General features: G+C 69.8%; 12 protein-coding genes. 6 read left to right on the top strand and 6 right to left on the bottom strand.

The window, feature by feature from the left end; genetic code table 11:
- Nucleotides 1–17: 17 nt before the first annotated feature.
- Together OG558_RS04275 and OG558_RS04280 are read left to right on the top strand one after the other, a co-directional pair.
- Nucleotides 18–713, top strand: a complete 696-nt coding sequence (locus OG558_RS04275; protein WP_328526436.1) for a GntR family transcriptional regulator — start codon at nt 18–20, stop codon at nt 711–713.
- Nucleotides 710–1,741, top strand: a complete 1,032-nt coding sequence (locus tag OG558_RS04280; protein WP_405069054.1) for a GDSL-type esterase/lipase family protein — start codon at nt 710–712, stop codon at nt 1,739–1,741. Before OG558_RS04275 ends, OG558_RS04280 begins: the two co-directional genes overlap by 4 nt.
- Nucleotides 1,742–2,860: 1,119 nt before the next feature.
- Here the strand turns inward: OG558_RS04280 and OG558_RS04285 are convergent.
- Entirely contained in the window at nt 2,861–5,848 is a 2,988-nt protein-coding gene (locus tag OG558_RS04285) for a glycine--tRNA ligase (protein WP_405072110.1), read from the bottom strand.
- A 54-nt stretch (nt 5,849–5,902) separates the two neighbouring features.
- The gene (locus tag OG558_RS04290; RefSeq protein WP_405069055.1) at nt 5,903–6,439 is read right to left on the bottom strand and encodes a TetR/AcrR family transcriptional regulator; all 537 of its coding nucleotides are present in this window, start codon (nt 6,437–6,439) and stop codon (nt 5,903–5,905) included.
- Between the two features lie 86 nt (nt 6,440–6,525).
- Between OG558_RS04290 and OG558_RS04295 the strand changes: the two genes are divergently transcribed.
- The gene (locus OG558_RS04295; RefSeq protein WP_405069056.1) at nt 6,526–7,431 is read left to right on the top strand and encodes a TIGR03564 family F420-dependent LLM class oxidoreductase; all 906 of its coding nucleotides are present in this window, start codon (nt 6,526–6,528) and stop codon (nt 7,429–7,431) included.
- The gene (locus tag OG558_RS04300; RefSeq protein ID WP_405069057.1) at nt 7,428–8,249 is read left to right on the top strand and encodes an alpha/beta fold hydrolase; all 822 of its coding nucleotides are present in this window, start codon (nt 7,428–7,430) and stop codon (nt 8,247–8,249) included. The genes OG558_RS04295 and OG558_RS04300 overlap by 4 nt, the downstream gene beginning before the upstream one ends.
- On the opposite strand, the gene OG558_RS04305 is transcribed toward OG558_RS04300, so the two are convergent.
- Nucleotides 8,205–8,564: a winged helix-turn-helix transcriptional regulator gene (locus OG558_RS04305; protein WP_405069058.1), complete on the bottom strand. Its 360-nt coding sequence runs from the start codon at nt 8,562–8,564 to the stop codon at nt 8,205–8,207. The two genes, OG558_RS04300 and OG558_RS04305, sit on opposite strands and share 45 nt — an antisense overlap.
- Nucleotides 8,565–8,635: 71 nt before the next feature.
- On the opposite strand from OG558_RS04305, the gene OG558_RS04310 reads away from it, so the two are divergent.
- The gene (locus OG558_RS04310; RefSeq protein ID WP_405069059.1) at nt 8,636–9,580 is read left to right on the top strand and encodes an NADP-dependent oxidoreductase; all 945 of its coding nucleotides are present in this window, start codon (nt 8,636–8,638) and stop codon (nt 9,578–9,580) included.
- 220 nt (nt 9,581–9,800) lie between these two features.
- Nucleotides 9,801–10,427 (top strand): superoxide dismutase, encoded by a 627-nt coding sequence (locus OG558_RS04315; RefSeq protein ID WP_329481761.1) that lies wholly within the window; start codon nt 9,801–9,803, stop codon nt 10,425–10,427.
- A gap of 68 nt (nt 10,428–10,495) precedes the next feature.
- On the opposite strand, the gene OG558_RS04320 is transcribed toward OG558_RS04315, so the two are convergent.
- From OG558_RS04320 to OG558_RS04330, 3 genes are all read right to left on the bottom strand, one after another.
- Nucleotides 10,496–11,281, bottom strand: coding sequence for an alpha/beta fold hydrolase (locus OG558_RS04320; RefSeq protein ID WP_405069060.1), 786 nt, complete (start codon nt 11,279–11,281; stop codon nt 10,496–10,498).
- Nucleotides 11,278–12,051: an alpha/beta fold hydrolase gene (locus OG558_RS04325; RefSeq protein WP_405069061.1), complete on the bottom strand. Its 774-nt coding sequence runs from the start codon at nt 12,049–12,051 to the stop codon at nt 11,278–11,280. Before OG558_RS04325 ends, OG558_RS04320 begins: the two co-directional genes overlap by 4 nt.
- A gap of 272 nt (nt 12,052–12,323) precedes the next feature.
- Nucleotides 12,324–13,580, bottom strand: coding sequence for an RNA polymerase sigma factor (locus OG558_RS04330; protein WP_405069062.1), 1,257 nt, complete (start codon nt 13,578–13,580; stop codon nt 12,324–12,326).
- Nucleotides 13,581–13,696: the final 116 nt, after the last annotated feature.

Genomic DNA, 13,696 nt, shown 5'->3' on the forward strand with positions numbered 1-13,696 from the left:
ACTAGCTGGAGGATCCCGTGACCAAGGCCGAGATCGCCTACGAGCTCGTCCGCGACCAGGTGCTGCGCGGCGGACTCGGACCCGGTGCGGTCATCCCGCAGGCCGACCTGGCCCGCGAGCTCGGCATCAGCACGACACCCCTGCGCGAGGCGTTGCGCCGGCTGATGACCGAGGGCCTGGTCGAGCTGGACGCGCATCGGGACGCGCGCGTCACCCGGTTGACCGCGGAGGAGGCGCGCGATCTGGTCGAGATCCGCCGCTCGCTCGACCCGCTGGCGGCCGGCCTGGCGGCGGAGCGGCGTACCCGAGAGGATCTCGCCCTGATCCGGGAGACGGCCGACGGGCTGCGACCGCTACGGACCGACCCCGGGTCGGCCGAGCTGCTCACGCACCGGCGGTTCCACGTCGCGATCTACTCGGCCTCGCACAACGAGCTGCTCGTCCAGACCCTGGACGGGCTGTGGGACAAAGCCGACCGGTACCGCAGGCTTGCTCTCGAGGACGGCCGGACCGAGGAGGATCTGGACCGCACCCACACCGAGCACCTCGCACTGGTCGACGCGATCGCTGCCGGAGACTCCGGCACCGCCGCCGCGGTCATGCTCGCCCATGTGAACGCCAGCCTCGGTGCGCGCGCGGTCTCGCGCCTCACGTCCGCCGCCGCGCAACCCGTCGCCCGGTCACTCCGGGGCATCCGAGGAGGGCGAACGTGAGCGACGCCTTGTGGACCGGTTTCCAGCATCGGGAGGTCGATGCGGACGGCTGGACGACATTCTGGCGACTCGATCCGCGTGGTCACGACTTCGGCCTGACCGATTGGACCGGGTCACCGGATCGGCCTGGCCACCGGCTCTGGGAGCGCGCCGCGACCCCCGCCGGTGTGCGCGGAGCCTGGCGTACGTCGGCGTCCTCGGTCGGACTGGAGATCCGGGCGGCGCGCGGTATCGCCAAAGCGATCGCGCCCGTGGATGTCCTGGTCGACGGCGAACTGCACGCGCGCTGCGCTGTCCGCGAGGGTGAGCAACGCCTGAGCGTCGACCTGCCGGGTCGCTCGGTCGAGGTGGAGATCTGGCTACCTCAACTCGGCGTCGTCGCGATCCGCGGGCTTGCGTTCGACGGCCCTGACCGGGGCGGTGGGGCGGGGAAGGAGCCAGCAAAAGCCGAGCCGCTGGCGCCGACCGGGCCACGCTGGGTCACTTACGGCAGCTCGATCACCCAGTGCGGCGGCGCCTACGGCCCGTCCGAGACCTGGCCGGCGCTGGTCGCCCGGCAGCACGGCTGGAACTGTGTCTCGCTCGGCTTCGCCGGCGAATGCCACCTCGACCCGGTCGCCGCCCACACGATCCGCGACCTCCCGGCCCGTCTGATCTCGTTATGCCTCGGCATCAACATCTACGGCGGCGAAACCTTCAGCGGCCGCACCTTGCCCGGCCAGATCGAGGCCTTCATCTCGACAGTCCGCGCAGGCCACCCCAAGACCCCGATCGTGGTGATCACGCCCCTGTTCGCGCCCAACCGCGAGGGCAAACCGAACGCGGTCGGGCTCACGCTGGACGACGTACGCGAGTGTGTGGAGCTCGGCGCGCGCAGGGATCCGGACATCCAGCTCATCGACGGGCGGACCGTGCTCAGCGTGGACGAAGCTCGGGCCCTGTATGCCGATGATGTGCATCCAGGGCCCGACGGCTACCGCCTGATCGGCGAACGCCTCACCACCCTCCTCGGCCCGCACATCCGTTAGCCCACATCCGTTAGCCCACATCCGTTAGCCGCACGTCCGTTAGCCCGCACGTCCACCCCGCTCCCTATACGGCAGCGACGGCCGCCCCTATTTGGGAGGCCCACCCATCAAACTGCGGGTTGGCGCCCCGAAACCACGGTGCAGAACCCACCACTCCGGACGCCCACCCACCAGATGGGGCTCTCCTGCTGGATGTGTGGGCGACGTACACATCGTCAGGGCAGGCATCAGATCCTGAGGTACGCAACGCGTTCCGGCCGTGCGCGAGGTCGGCCGGTGTGCAAGCTCGACAGGACGTGTCGGTCCAGGGGTGCCGGTCAGGCGTGGCATTCACGGCCGGCCAGGCCATTGCCAGGACCGACACATCCTGTCGAGCCTGCCCACCCCGAGCCACCGCCCGCATCCCCGGGCCCGGTCATCCAGGCCCGGTCATCCAGGCCCGGTCATCCGGGCCCGGGTTCCCCGATATCCGGCCCGGCCGGCAGCAACCAGACCTCAAGGCGCCGCAGTCGCGACCTGCCGGGTCGCCGGGGTGTTGCTCGCTGGGATTACCCGCGACCTCGGACAGGCAGTGGCGCCTTCGAACACGGCACAGCCTGTCCGAGCTCCCCAGATGGTGTCCCAAGTCCCAGGTCTCAGGTTTCAGATCCCGGGGAATCGGTGCACGGGTCGCGGGGATCGGTGCCGGTCTCACGGCCACCACGACGAGTGCGTCCAGTCACCGCACCTGCCCGCCGGCCGGCTGGCCGGGTGCGCACGGGTGGCAGCCCAGAGGGGTGCGGACGACGACAGTCCGGGGGGGACGCGTGGCAGTCAGGCGCGGGTGCAGACGATGACAGCCCGGGAGTGCGACGCGTGGCAGTCAGGCGGGGGTGCAGACGATGACAGCCCCGGGGGCCGACGGTGGCTGGGGTGTGCAAGGTCGACAGGAGGTGTCCGCCCCGGCCGGACCGGGCCGGCCGGGGCCAGGCGTGAATGCCTCGCCCGACCGCCACCCCTGGACCGACACCTCCTGTCGAGCTTGCACACCAGCCGACCTCGCTCACTTCGCCCACACACCCAGCAGAAGAGGCCCAAATCGTGGATCGTGGTCGCGTCCCCCCAGGGCGGGGAGGGCGGTTACGTGGATGGGTTGAGGCTGGTGCCCAGGGCCTGCCAGTCGAGGACCGGGGCGGCCAGGGCGTTGATGGTGGCCAGCAGGCCGAGGCGGGCGGCGCGGATCTCCGGGTCCTCGGCCATCACCAGGATCTCGTCGAAGAAGGTGGTGACGGGCTCGACCAGAACCGAGGCGGCGCTGACGAAATCAGCCAGCGCGGTCGGTGCCTGGCCGACCTTCTGGACGGCCTCGTGCAGGACGACCTCGGCCGGCTCGGTCAGCTTGCTCGCGTCGTACGACGCCTCGGTGCCTTCCGGGACGATCCGCCGTACCCGCTGAAGGACGGCGACCAGGTCGGCGAACTCGGTGCCGCCGACCAGCTGTTGCAGCGACGCCAGCGTCTCGTCCGCGACCACCGGAGCCGTTGCCAACGGCAACACTGCGGCGACCTGGTGGTGGTCGTCGCCACGGTCGAGCAGCTGCTGCTCGTAGCGCCGGACGGTGAACTCGGCCACCTCGTCGAGTGACTCCGCCGGTACGTCGATGCCCTGGGCACCGATCTCCGCCGCGGCGGCCTGCAGACCGACAGGCAGTGTGATCGCCCGCAGCTCCGGGTGCTCACGCAGGATCGCGACCACGCCGGCAGCAGCACGACGCAGGGCGAACGGGTCGGAACTACCCGTCGGCTTCGCGCCGATGCCGAACAGCCCGGCCAGCAGGTCGAAGCGATCCGCCAGCGCCAGCAGCGCACCCGGAGTCGTCGATGGCACCGGGTCCCCGGCCGACCGGGGCAGCTCCATGTCGTACAGCGCCTGCGCGACCCCTTCGGTCTCACCGGCCCGGCGCGCGTACTCGCGGGCCATCGCGCCGGCCAGACTGGTCAGCTCGACCACCATCTGCGACCCGAGGTCGAACTTCGCCAGCTCGGCCGCCCGCTTCAGCGTGGTCAGGTCGTCGTCACCCAACTCGACCGTCGACGCCAGCGACAGCGCGATCCGGCCGATCCGCCCGGCCCGGTCCGCCATCGAGCCGAGCCGCTCCTCGAAGGCCAGCTTCTCGAGCTCGCTCTTCATGTCCTCGAGCGACGTCTCCAGATCGGCCCGCCAGAAGAACGCCGCATCCTCGTAGCGCGCCCGCAGCACGGCCTCGTTGCCACCGCGGACCACGTCCTCGTCGACCGAACCGTTGGCCACGGCAACGAAGTGCGGCAGCAGCTTGCCGTCCGCGTCACGGACCGGAAGGTACCGCTGGTGCTTGCGCATCACCGTGGTGAGGATCTCGCCCGGCAGCTCGAGGTAGTCGGCGGAGTAGCCACCGAGGATCGAGGTCGGCTCCTCGATCAGGTTGACGATCTGGTCGACCAGGGCGGCCTCGCCCTCGACGTCGACCGTGCCGCCGGCGCCCGCGGCCAGCTCGCGCGCCGCGGTCACGATCTGCTCGCGCCGCCGGGCCGGGTCGGCCTCGATGCCGTGGATCCGGAGCAGGTCCAGGTACCCCTCGGCCGCGGCGATCTCCACCTTCGGCTGCGCGGCGTTGCGGTGAACCCGGGTGATCCGGCCGGCGGCCAGCGTCGACACCGACACAGGGACGACCTGGTCGCCGAGCAGCGCGACCAGCCAGCGGATCGGCCGGGTGAACGACAGCTTGGCGTCGTTCCAGCGCATGTTCTTGTCCGACCGTAGTCCGCTGACGATCTCGCTCAGTACGCCGCTCAGCACCTCGGCGGCCCCGCGACCCGGGTCCGGCTTGGTCACCGCGACGTACTCGACGCCGTCGACGTCCAGATCGTGCAGCTCGCTGACGTCGACACCCTGACCACGGGCGAACCCGGCGGCGGCCTTGGTGACGTTGCCGTCGGCGTCGTACGCGGCCGACTTCCGCGGGCCGCGCACAACCCGCTCGGCGTCGGGCTCACCGGACTGCACACTGGCGACGAACGCGATCACCCGGCGCGGCGTCGCGTACGTCGTGATGTCGCCGTGGCCGAGCCGTGTCGCGGCCAGCTTCTCGGCGAGGGCGGTCTTCACGGCCTCGGCGGTCTTGGTGACCTCGGACGGCGGCATCTCCTCGGTGCCGATCTCGAAAGTCAGCTGCCGGGTCCCGCTGCTGGCAGGGAACTCAGTGGGCTCCGGCGCAGCGGCTGGCAGCTCCGCGATCCCCAGCGGGTACTCGAGCTCGGCGCGGCGCTCGGCCCACAGGCGCGAGACCTCGCGGGCCAGGGTCCGCATCCGGCCGAAGGCCTTGGCGCGTTCCGTCGTACTCACGGCACCGCGGGCGTCGAGCACGTTGAACGTGTGCGAGCAGCGCAGCACCATGATGTGCGCGGGCACCGGGAGCCGGTCGTCGATCATCCGGCGGGCCTCATTCGCGTACTCCTCGAACAGGCGCTTCTGCGACTCGACGTCGGCGTCGTCCAGGTAGTACCGGCTCATCTCGTACTCGGCCTGGCCGAACGCCTCGCCGTACGAGATGCCCGGGGCGTAGGAGATGTCCTTGAAGTGCGAGACGCCCTGCAGCGCCATCATGATCCGCTCGATGCCGTAGGTGATCTCCACCGACACCGGGTCCAGCGTCATGCCGCCGGCCTGCTGGAAGTAGGTGAACTGGGTGATCTCCAGGCCGTCCAGCCAGACCTCCCACCCGAGACCCCACGAGCCCGTCGCCGGGTTCGCCCAGTTGTCCTCGACGAACCGGATGTCGTGCGCGTGGATGTCGATCCCGAGCACTTCCAGGCTGGCCAGGAACAGCTCCTGCGGGTTGCCCGGGTCCGGCTTGAGCACCACCTGGAACTGGGTGTGGGTCTGCAGGCGGTTCGGGTTCTCGCCGTAGCGGCTGTCGTCGGGCCGGACACTCGGCTCGACGTACGCGACCCGCCACGGCTCGGGACCGAGCACCCGCAGGATCGTCGCCGGGTTCAGCGTCCCGGCTCCGACCTCGGTGTTGAACGGCTGCACGATCATGCAGCCCCGGTCGGTCCAGTACTTCGTCAGCGCCAGCAGCGCGTCCTGCATGGTGAGCACAGCGAACCTCGAGCCATCTTCCGGAGGGGTTTCCGGGAACGAAGTCTATTCGCCCCGGCCGGATGCCACGCCCCGGATAACCAGGTCGAGCAGCCGGCCGGCCTGGGCGGTGTCCTGATCGCTCGCCAGCGAGATGCCGTTGACCAGCTTCAGCAGGTCGTCGACCGCCACGTCATCCGGCACCGCGCCGTCCTTCTGAGCCCGCACCAGCAGGCTCCGGCCGGCGTCGAGGATGCGGGCGTGACACTGCGAACCCCGCTCGGCACTCAGCTTCAACGCCGGCCCGAGACCGCGGCTCGTCGTGATGTGACGGACCAGGTCGTGCAGCCAGATCGTCAACGCCTGCAGGGGTTCCGGGTGATGCTGGAGTTCGTCGGCGCGTGCGCAAACCGCGTCGATGCTGGTGTCGAACACCGCCTCCAGCAGCGCGCCCCGCCCACCGAAGTGCCGGTGCAGGGTCGCCGATCCGACCCCGGCCCTTCTGCTGATCTCCTCCAGCGAGGCCTCGGCACCCTGTTCCCCGACGACCTCGGCGGCGACCGCGACCATCCGGTCGTAGTTCCGCTGCGCGTCAGCCCGCATGATCAAGTCCCTTGCTAACCGGGGTGGTCCCCCATATCGTACCAGCCATAACCGGGGACCTACCCCGTTTATCTCTGGAGGCTTGGATGCAGATCGGACTGGCGTACGGCGACGTTCGGGGACAACGCGACCCCGGAGTGATCGCCGAGCAGATCCAGGCGACGAGCGGCACCGCGTGGATCTCTCAAGGGCCGAACCTCGACGCCCTCACGACGCTCGCGGTTGCCGGCGAAGGTCCCGCCGAGCTCGGCACCGCGGTGGTGCCGTTTCCACAGCGGCATCCGTTGGTGCTGGCGAGCCAGGCGCTGACCGTGCAGGCGGCCACGGGCAATCGTTTGACCTTGGGGATCGGCGCGGGGATCTCGCTGATGGTCGGCGGGATGTTCGGTCTGCCGACTGACCGGCCGGCTCGCCGACTGCGCGAGTACCTGGAGGTACTGCGACCGTTGCTGCGCGGCGAGGCTGTCGACCATCATGGCGAGACACTCACCGCGGTTGGATCAGTCACCGTCGAAGATGCGAAGGCGCCGCCTGTACTGGTAGCCGCGCTCGGTCCGGCGATGCTGCGAGTGGCGGGTGAGCTCGCGGACGGGACCATCACCTGGATGACTGGGCCGCGCACTCTCGCCGATCATGTCGTCCCCTCGATCACCAAAGCCGCGGATACTCCACCGCGGATCGTGGCCGGCTTCGCGGTGTGCGTGACGGCCGAGGAGGACGCCGTACGCGCGCGGTTCGCAAGCGACTTCGCACTGGCCGGGCAGGTGCCGGAGTACCGGGCGATGCTCGACCGCGAGAGAGTCGACGGACCGGCCGACGTACTGCTCGCCGGGGACGAGGACACGATTACCCAGCACATCGACCGACTGCGGGATACCGGCGTCACCGACCTGATGCTCGCGCCGATCGGTACGCCGACCGAGCAGCAGCGGACTATGGAGTTCCTCAGCGGGTGTCCATCGGGGCGGGTGCCGTTCGTGGAGACGACATGAACAACACACTGGTGGTTCCCGAGGCGGAGTTGTACTACGAGGTGCGTGGGACCGGACCGTTGGTGGTCCTGGTCGGTGCGCCGATGGATGCGGACGCGTTCGCGCCGCTGGCCGACCTGCTGGCCGACGACTACACAGTCCTGACGACGGATCCGCGCGGCGTGAAGCGCAGTCGGCTTCACGCCGGCGGTACGTCGACACCGGAGCAGCGCGCCGACGACCTGGCCCGGTTGATCCGGCACGTCGATGCGGGCCCCGCGACGGCGCTCGGTTCGAGTGGTGGCGCGGTCACCGTGCTGGCGTTGGCCCAGGCCCACCCCGACGTCGTGAGCACGGTGATCGCGCATGAGCCGCCGCTCGACCGGCTCGTGGACGACGCTGACGAGCTGCTCGCCAGGTCCGAGCAGATGATGGCCGACTACCTCGCCGGGGATGTGATCGGCGCCTGGAAGCAGTTCTTCGCGCTGGCGAACATCCAGGTGCCCGACGGCATGATCGAGGGGATGTTCGGCGGCGAGCGGGATCCGCAGCAGGTGGCCGACGAGCGGTTCTGGTTCGCCCACGAGATGCGTGAGTCGATCACGTGGCTGCCGGACGTGGATCGACTGCGGGACAGCGGCGTACGGATCGTGGTCGGCATCGGTGAGGGGTCGACCGGTCAGTTGTGTGACCGGACCTCGACCGCTCTGGCTGAACGCCTCGGCATCACGCCGACGCGGTTCCCCGGTGACCACACCGGCTTCGTCGGCGTACCGGACGAGTTCGCGAAGGCGCTACGCGGTGAGCTGGTCCAGGTGGGTCTCGACCCACGTGCGTAAGGCGGCGAGGGGCTTGGACACGCTCTGGCCGAGGTCGGTGAGTGAGTACTCCACGTGCAGCGGCACGGCGGGGTAGATCTCCCGATGCAGGAAGCCGTTCTCCTCGAGGCGGCGCAGAGTCTGGGTCAGCACCTTCGGGCTGATGCCCTGCAGCCGTCGCTGCAGCTCACCGAACCGCAGCGGGCCGTCCTCCAGCGCACCGATCGCGAGGGCGGCCCACTTGTTCGCGAGCAGATCAAGGATCTCCCGGCACGGACACTGCGCGGCGTACACGTCGTGCTTGTCGTGCATCCCGGTCGCACAGGTGGTCGACATACCTTCGTACTTCCCTTTAGATAGTAGTGGTCCTCGCGGGATACTACCGTCCCAGAGATAGCTTGCGGGCCATGAGAGCCATCAGTCAAGACATCTTCGGCGGCCCTGAGGTCCTGCACCTCGTCGAGACCGACCGCCCCACGCCTCTCCCCACCGAGGTGCTGGTCCGCGTCCACGCGGCCGGCGTGAACCCGGTCGACGCCAAGACCCGTGCGGGTCAGGGCGTCGCCTGCATCCTCGGAGATCCGCCGTTCATCCTCGGCTGGGACGTGTCGGGTGTCGTCGAGGAGATCGGCCACGGCGTCCACACCCTCGCGGTCGGCGACGAGGTCTACGGGATGCCTTGGTTCCCACGGGCGGCGTCGGCGTATGCGGAGTACGTGACCGCGCCGTCGCGGCACTTCGCCCGTAAGCCGGCCAACCTCAGCCACACCGACGCGGCCGCGGTTCCGCTGGCCGGACTCACGGCGTACCAGATCCTGACCGCGCTGGCCGACGTAGAGAAGGGTCAGCGGGTGCTGATCCACGCGGCCGCGGGTGGGGTCGGGCACCTGGCCGTGCAGTTCGCCAAGGAGCTCGGCGCGTATGTCGTCGGTACGGCGAGCGCCGGTAAGCACGAGTGGCTGCGGAGCCTCGGCGCGGACCAGGTGATCGACTACCACTCGGCGGACGTGGCCGAGGCGACCGAGGACATCGACGTCGCGGTCGACCTGGTCGGCAGTGAGACCACGCTGGCTCAGTCCGTGGCCGTGACCAGGCCGGGTGGCCTGGTGGTCGCCGTACCGTCCGGGACCTCGCCGGAGCTGCTCGCCCGCGCTGCGGAGTCCGGTGTCCGGGTGGCGTCGTACCTGGTCGAACCCGACGGTCACGCACTCGCCGAGATCGCAGCGCTGATCGAGTGCGGAGCGGTCCGGGCCGAGGTCGAGGAGGTGTTCCCGCTGGCGGCTGCGGCCGCTGCACACCGGCGGATGGAGGACGGCCGGACCCGGGGGAAGCTGGTGCTCGCGATCAGGTGAGACGCCGCCGTGGATCCTGCGGGGCAGTATGTGAAGCTGGGGGTGTTCGGTGCGTGCGCCGTGTGAACGGCGGTCGCACCGGGCACCGGTCGGAGGTGCTGCCTGGCCCGTCCCACAGCGTGGCGCCTTGACCTCAACCGTGGTTGAAGTTTCAAGCTGGTGCCGCTGAGACAGGACATCGCAGATATCGGCCCCCGCGGGCCCCGACGAAGGAGCAGAGTTGACCACGTACACGCTTCCCGACCTCCCCTACGACTACGGCGCACTGGCGCCGAGCATCGCCGGCGAGATCATGGAGCTGCATCACGACAAGCACCACGCCACCTACGTGAAGGGGCTGAACGACACCCTGGACAAGCTGGCCGAGGCCCGCGAGAAGGGTGACTTCGGCTCGATCGTCGGGCTGGAGAAGACGCTGGCCTTCAACCTCGGCGGGCACGTCAACCACTCGATCTTCTGGAAGAACCTGTCTCCGGACGGTGGCGACAAGCCGGACGGCGAGCTGGGCGCGGCGCTCGACGAGTCGTTCGGCTCGTTCGACGCCTTCCAGGCCAACTTCACCGCCAGCGCCACCACGATCCAGGGCTCCGGCTGGGCGATCCTCGGCTGGGACGCGCTGGGCGGCAACCTGCTGATCCACCAGCTGTACGACCAGCAGGGCAACCTGCCGGCCGGGCAGATCCCGATCGTGATGCTGGACATGTGGGAGCACGCCTTCTACCTGCAGTACAAGAACGTGAAGCCGGACTACGTGAAGGCCTGGTGGAACGTGGTGAACTGGGCCGACGCGCAGGCCCGCTTCGACGCCGCGCGCGCCGGCGCCGGCGCGCTGGTCACCGGCGCCTGACGCGAACAGTTGCTTGCGTCCGAAGAACCGAGGGTTGTGCCCTCGGTTCTTCGGACGTAACGGTTCCATCAGCGGAAGAACTCGGTCACGACCGGGGCGATCGCGCCGGTCTTGATCATGTGGTTCTGGCCTGGCACCTCTTGGCACTCGGCACCGGGCACCGCGTCGGCCACCGCGCGTACTGCGGTCTTCATCCAGGCCGGGCTCTTCCCGCCGTAGACCGTCAGCACCGGGCTCTCGATTCCGGCCCACTGCGCCGGGTCCAGCGGCCGGCCGGCCACATTGGCGCCGACGACGCGGGCGTCGTACGGAAGGGTCGGGGCCATCGCCTTCAGGTGCTTCCAGGCCGGCATCAGCCTCAACATCGCGACGAACGGCCCGGGCAGGCCGATCACCTTCGTCATGAAGTACTTCACCGCGTCCGCCGGACCGCGGGACTCGAGGTCCTCGACCCAGGTCGCCGGCACCGGCTTGCGGCTGTCGTCGACGACGAACGGCGGCTCGAACGCGACCAGCTTCTCGATCGCCACCCCCGCCGCCGCGGCCCGCAGCGCCAGCGCCGCCCCGGACGACGAGCCGTACACGTACGCCGAACCACCCGCGGCCTCGATCACGGCAGCCAGGTCCTCGATCTCGCGATCCACTGCGTAGCTGTCCGCGTTGCCGGACTCACCACGGCCACGCCGGTCGTAGTTGTAGACCGTGAAGTGACTTGCCAGCTCCTCGGCGAGCTCGGGCATCGGCCCCTGGGCTCGCCCGCACAGCGCACCGTCGACCAGCACCGTGGCCGGCCCGTCACCACGCCGGTCATAGGCTATCGTCGTACCGTCCTTGGAAAACACTGTGCTGGTCATGCGAAGAACTCCTTCAGGAACGGAGCCAGCGCGGCTGGGTCGACATTGTGCTGCTGATCGGGGACCACGCGGCCGGTCGCGCCCGGGATCACGTCCTGGACGGCCTGGTTGCCGAGCTTCATCCACTCCTCCGACGCGCCGCCGGTGAAGACCCGGGTCGGTACCGTCACCGTTGCCGCGGCGGCCGGGATCGAGTAGTCGCCCATCACGGTCGCGTCGTACGCGAGCGTGTGCGCGATCGCCTCCTGAGCCGGCCACCACGGCGACTCCTTCGCCATCGCGACGAAGTCGGCCGGCAGCCCGACTACCTCGGCCATGAAGTACTCGGCCGCCTTGTCGCGGCGACCCTCGGCGACGAAGGCCCTGTAGATCGACGCGGTGTCGGCCGGCGGCCGCTTCCGCGTGCCCTCGAGGATGTACGGCGGCTCCCAGAGCGCGAGCTTGGTCACCGGACGGCCGGCCGCGGTGGCGAGCAAGGCGAGCGCCGCACCGGACGAGGTCCCGTACAGGCAGGCCGGTCCGCCGACAGCCGCGAAGATCGCGTCCAGGTCCTCGAACTCGTGCTCGATCGTGTACTCCGGCGCATCGCCGGAGTCGCCGCGGCCACGGCGGTCGTAGTTGTAGACGGTGTGGTTCTGCGCCAGCAGCGCTGCCAGCGGGGCGTTCGACATCCGGTCCACCGAGCCGCCGCAGACGAGGACCACCGCGGGTCCCTCGCCGAGCCGGTCGTACGCGATGGCGGTGCCGTCCGCCGAAGTGACCTTCTCCATGATGTTCCTCCAGGTTCAGTGGGCCACTCAGCTGGCCTCACCTACCGCGTCGAACAACGCCACCCAGAATCGACACCCGCGTTGAGGTCGTTACCCCACTCGGCTCCCGCCCGGGGCAATTTCAGCGGAGAACCTCGCAGCTGGTCCCTTCTCCCACCGCATGCGCGGGGTGAAGGGACCAGATCAGGGGTGGACCCCGCACCTGGCCGCCCGGGCCGGCTTCGGGGTGGTGATCACGCCGGACTATCTTCCCAGCCTTGCTTGACGCGGCATCAGCAGGCGGCGGCGCGTTCGAGCAGGAGGGTGCGTTCGCGTTCGTTGCGGGTGAGGGCGGCAGCCTTCTCGAATTCCTGGCGGGCCTCGGCGAGGCGGCCGAGTTTGAACAGCAGGTCGCCGCGGACGCTCGGGAGCAGGTGGTAGTCCTTCAGGGACGGGTCGTCGGCGAGCGCGTCGACGGCTTCCAGCCCGCGTTGCGGGCCGAACGCCATGGAGATCGCGACCGCCTGGTTGAGCTCGACGACCGGTGACGGCGTGACTTGGGCGAGGATCGCGTACAGGCCGGCGATGCGGGCCCAGTCCGTGTCGTCGGGGTCGGCGGCGCGGGCGTGGCAGGCGGCGATCGCGGCCTGGAGAAGGTACGGGCCGGGCGGTTTCTCCAGGGCCCAGGCGTGGTCGAGACCTGCGAGGCCGCGGCGGATCAGCAGCCGATCCCAGCGGCGACGGTCCTGGTCGAGCAGGAGGACCGGCTCACCCTCGGGGCCGATCCGCGCGTTGGCACGCGACGCCTGCAGCTCCATCAGCGCGAGCAGACCGTGGACCTCGGGCTCGTCCGGCATCAGCTCGGCCAGCAGCCGGCCGAGGCGCATCGCCTCGTTGCACAGCGCCGGGCGCATCCAGTCGTCGCCGGCGGTCGCGGAGTAGCCCTCGTTGTAGATCAGGTAGACGACCTCGAGCACCGCCGACAGCCGCTCGAGCAGCTCGTCGCCGGCCGGCACCTCGAACTGCACGTTCGCCTTGGCGAGGTTGCGCTTGGCCCGGACGATCCGCTGGGCGATCGTCGGCTCCGGGGCGAGGAACGCGCGGGCGATCTCGTCGGTCTTCAGACCGCCGAGCAACCGCAACGTCAGCGTGACCCGCGCATCCATCGTGAGCACCGGGTGGCAGGCCGTGAACACCAGCCGGAGCAGGTCGTCCTCGATATGGTTCTCGAGAATCGCTTCGACGTCGTCCTCGACGCTGTCGCCGTCGATCTCCAGCTCGTGACCCATCTCGGCGAGCTTGCGCTGGTAGGTCTCCTTGCGCCGGATCAGGTCGATCGCGCGCCGCTTGGCGATCGCCATCAGCCAGGCCCCGGGATTGTTCGGTACGCCGGACTCCGGCCACTGCTCGAGCGCCGCCACGAGCGCGTCCTGCGCCAGCTCCTCGGCCAGCCCGACGTCGCGCACGATCCGGGCCACGCCCGCGATGATCCGGGCCGACTCGATCCGCCAGACCGCGTCGACCGCCCCCGCCGCCTCGATAACTGTCACCCGCCGATAGAACAACACCCCACGTCCAACATCAACCCACCCCTCCCCCGCAGCACGCCAACCCCCCAGCTCAGGGGCTGCCCCTCCAGCCGGAGGGTTGCCCACCCGGAATCTCA

It is taken from the genome of Kribbella sp. NBC_01510 (assembly GCF_045040325.1).
Lineage (GTDB): Bacteria > Actinomycetota > Actinomycetes > Propionibacteriales > Kribbellaceae > Kribbella.

Excerpts from the sequence above, each read along its gene's own strand:
- OG558_RS04285 (WP_405072110.1), bottom strand. The coding sequence starts at position 5,848 with ATGCAGGACGCGCTGCTGGCGCTGACGAAGTACTGGACCGACCGGGGC.
- OG558_RS04290 (WP_405069055.1), bottom strand. The coding sequence starts at position 6,439 with ATGCGGGCTGACGCGCAGCGGAACTACGACCGGATGGTCGCGGTCGCC.
- OG558_RS04295 (WP_405069056.1), top strand. The coding sequence starts at position 6,526 with ATGCAGATCGGACTGGCGTACGGCGACGTTCGGGGACAACGCGACCCC.
- OG558_RS04300 (WP_405069057.1), top strand. The coding sequence starts at position 7,428 with ATGAACAACACACTGGTGGTTCCCGAGGCGGAGTTGTACTACGAGGTG.
- OG558_RS04305 (WP_405069058.1), bottom strand. The coding sequence starts at position 8,564 with ATGTCGACCACCTGTGCGACCGGGATGCACGACAAGCACGACGTGTAC.
- OG558_RS04310 (WP_405069059.1), top strand. The coding sequence starts at position 8,636 with ATGAGAGCCATCAGTCAAGACATCTTCGGCGGCCCTGAGGTCCTGCAC.
- OG558_RS04320 (WP_405069060.1), bottom strand. The coding sequence starts at position 11,281 with ATGACCAGCACAGTGTTTTCCAAGGACGGTACGACGATAGCCTATGAC.
- OG558_RS04325 (WP_405069061.1), bottom strand. The coding sequence starts at position 12,051 with ATGGAGAAGGTCACTTCGGCGGACGGCACCGCCATCGCGTACGACCGG.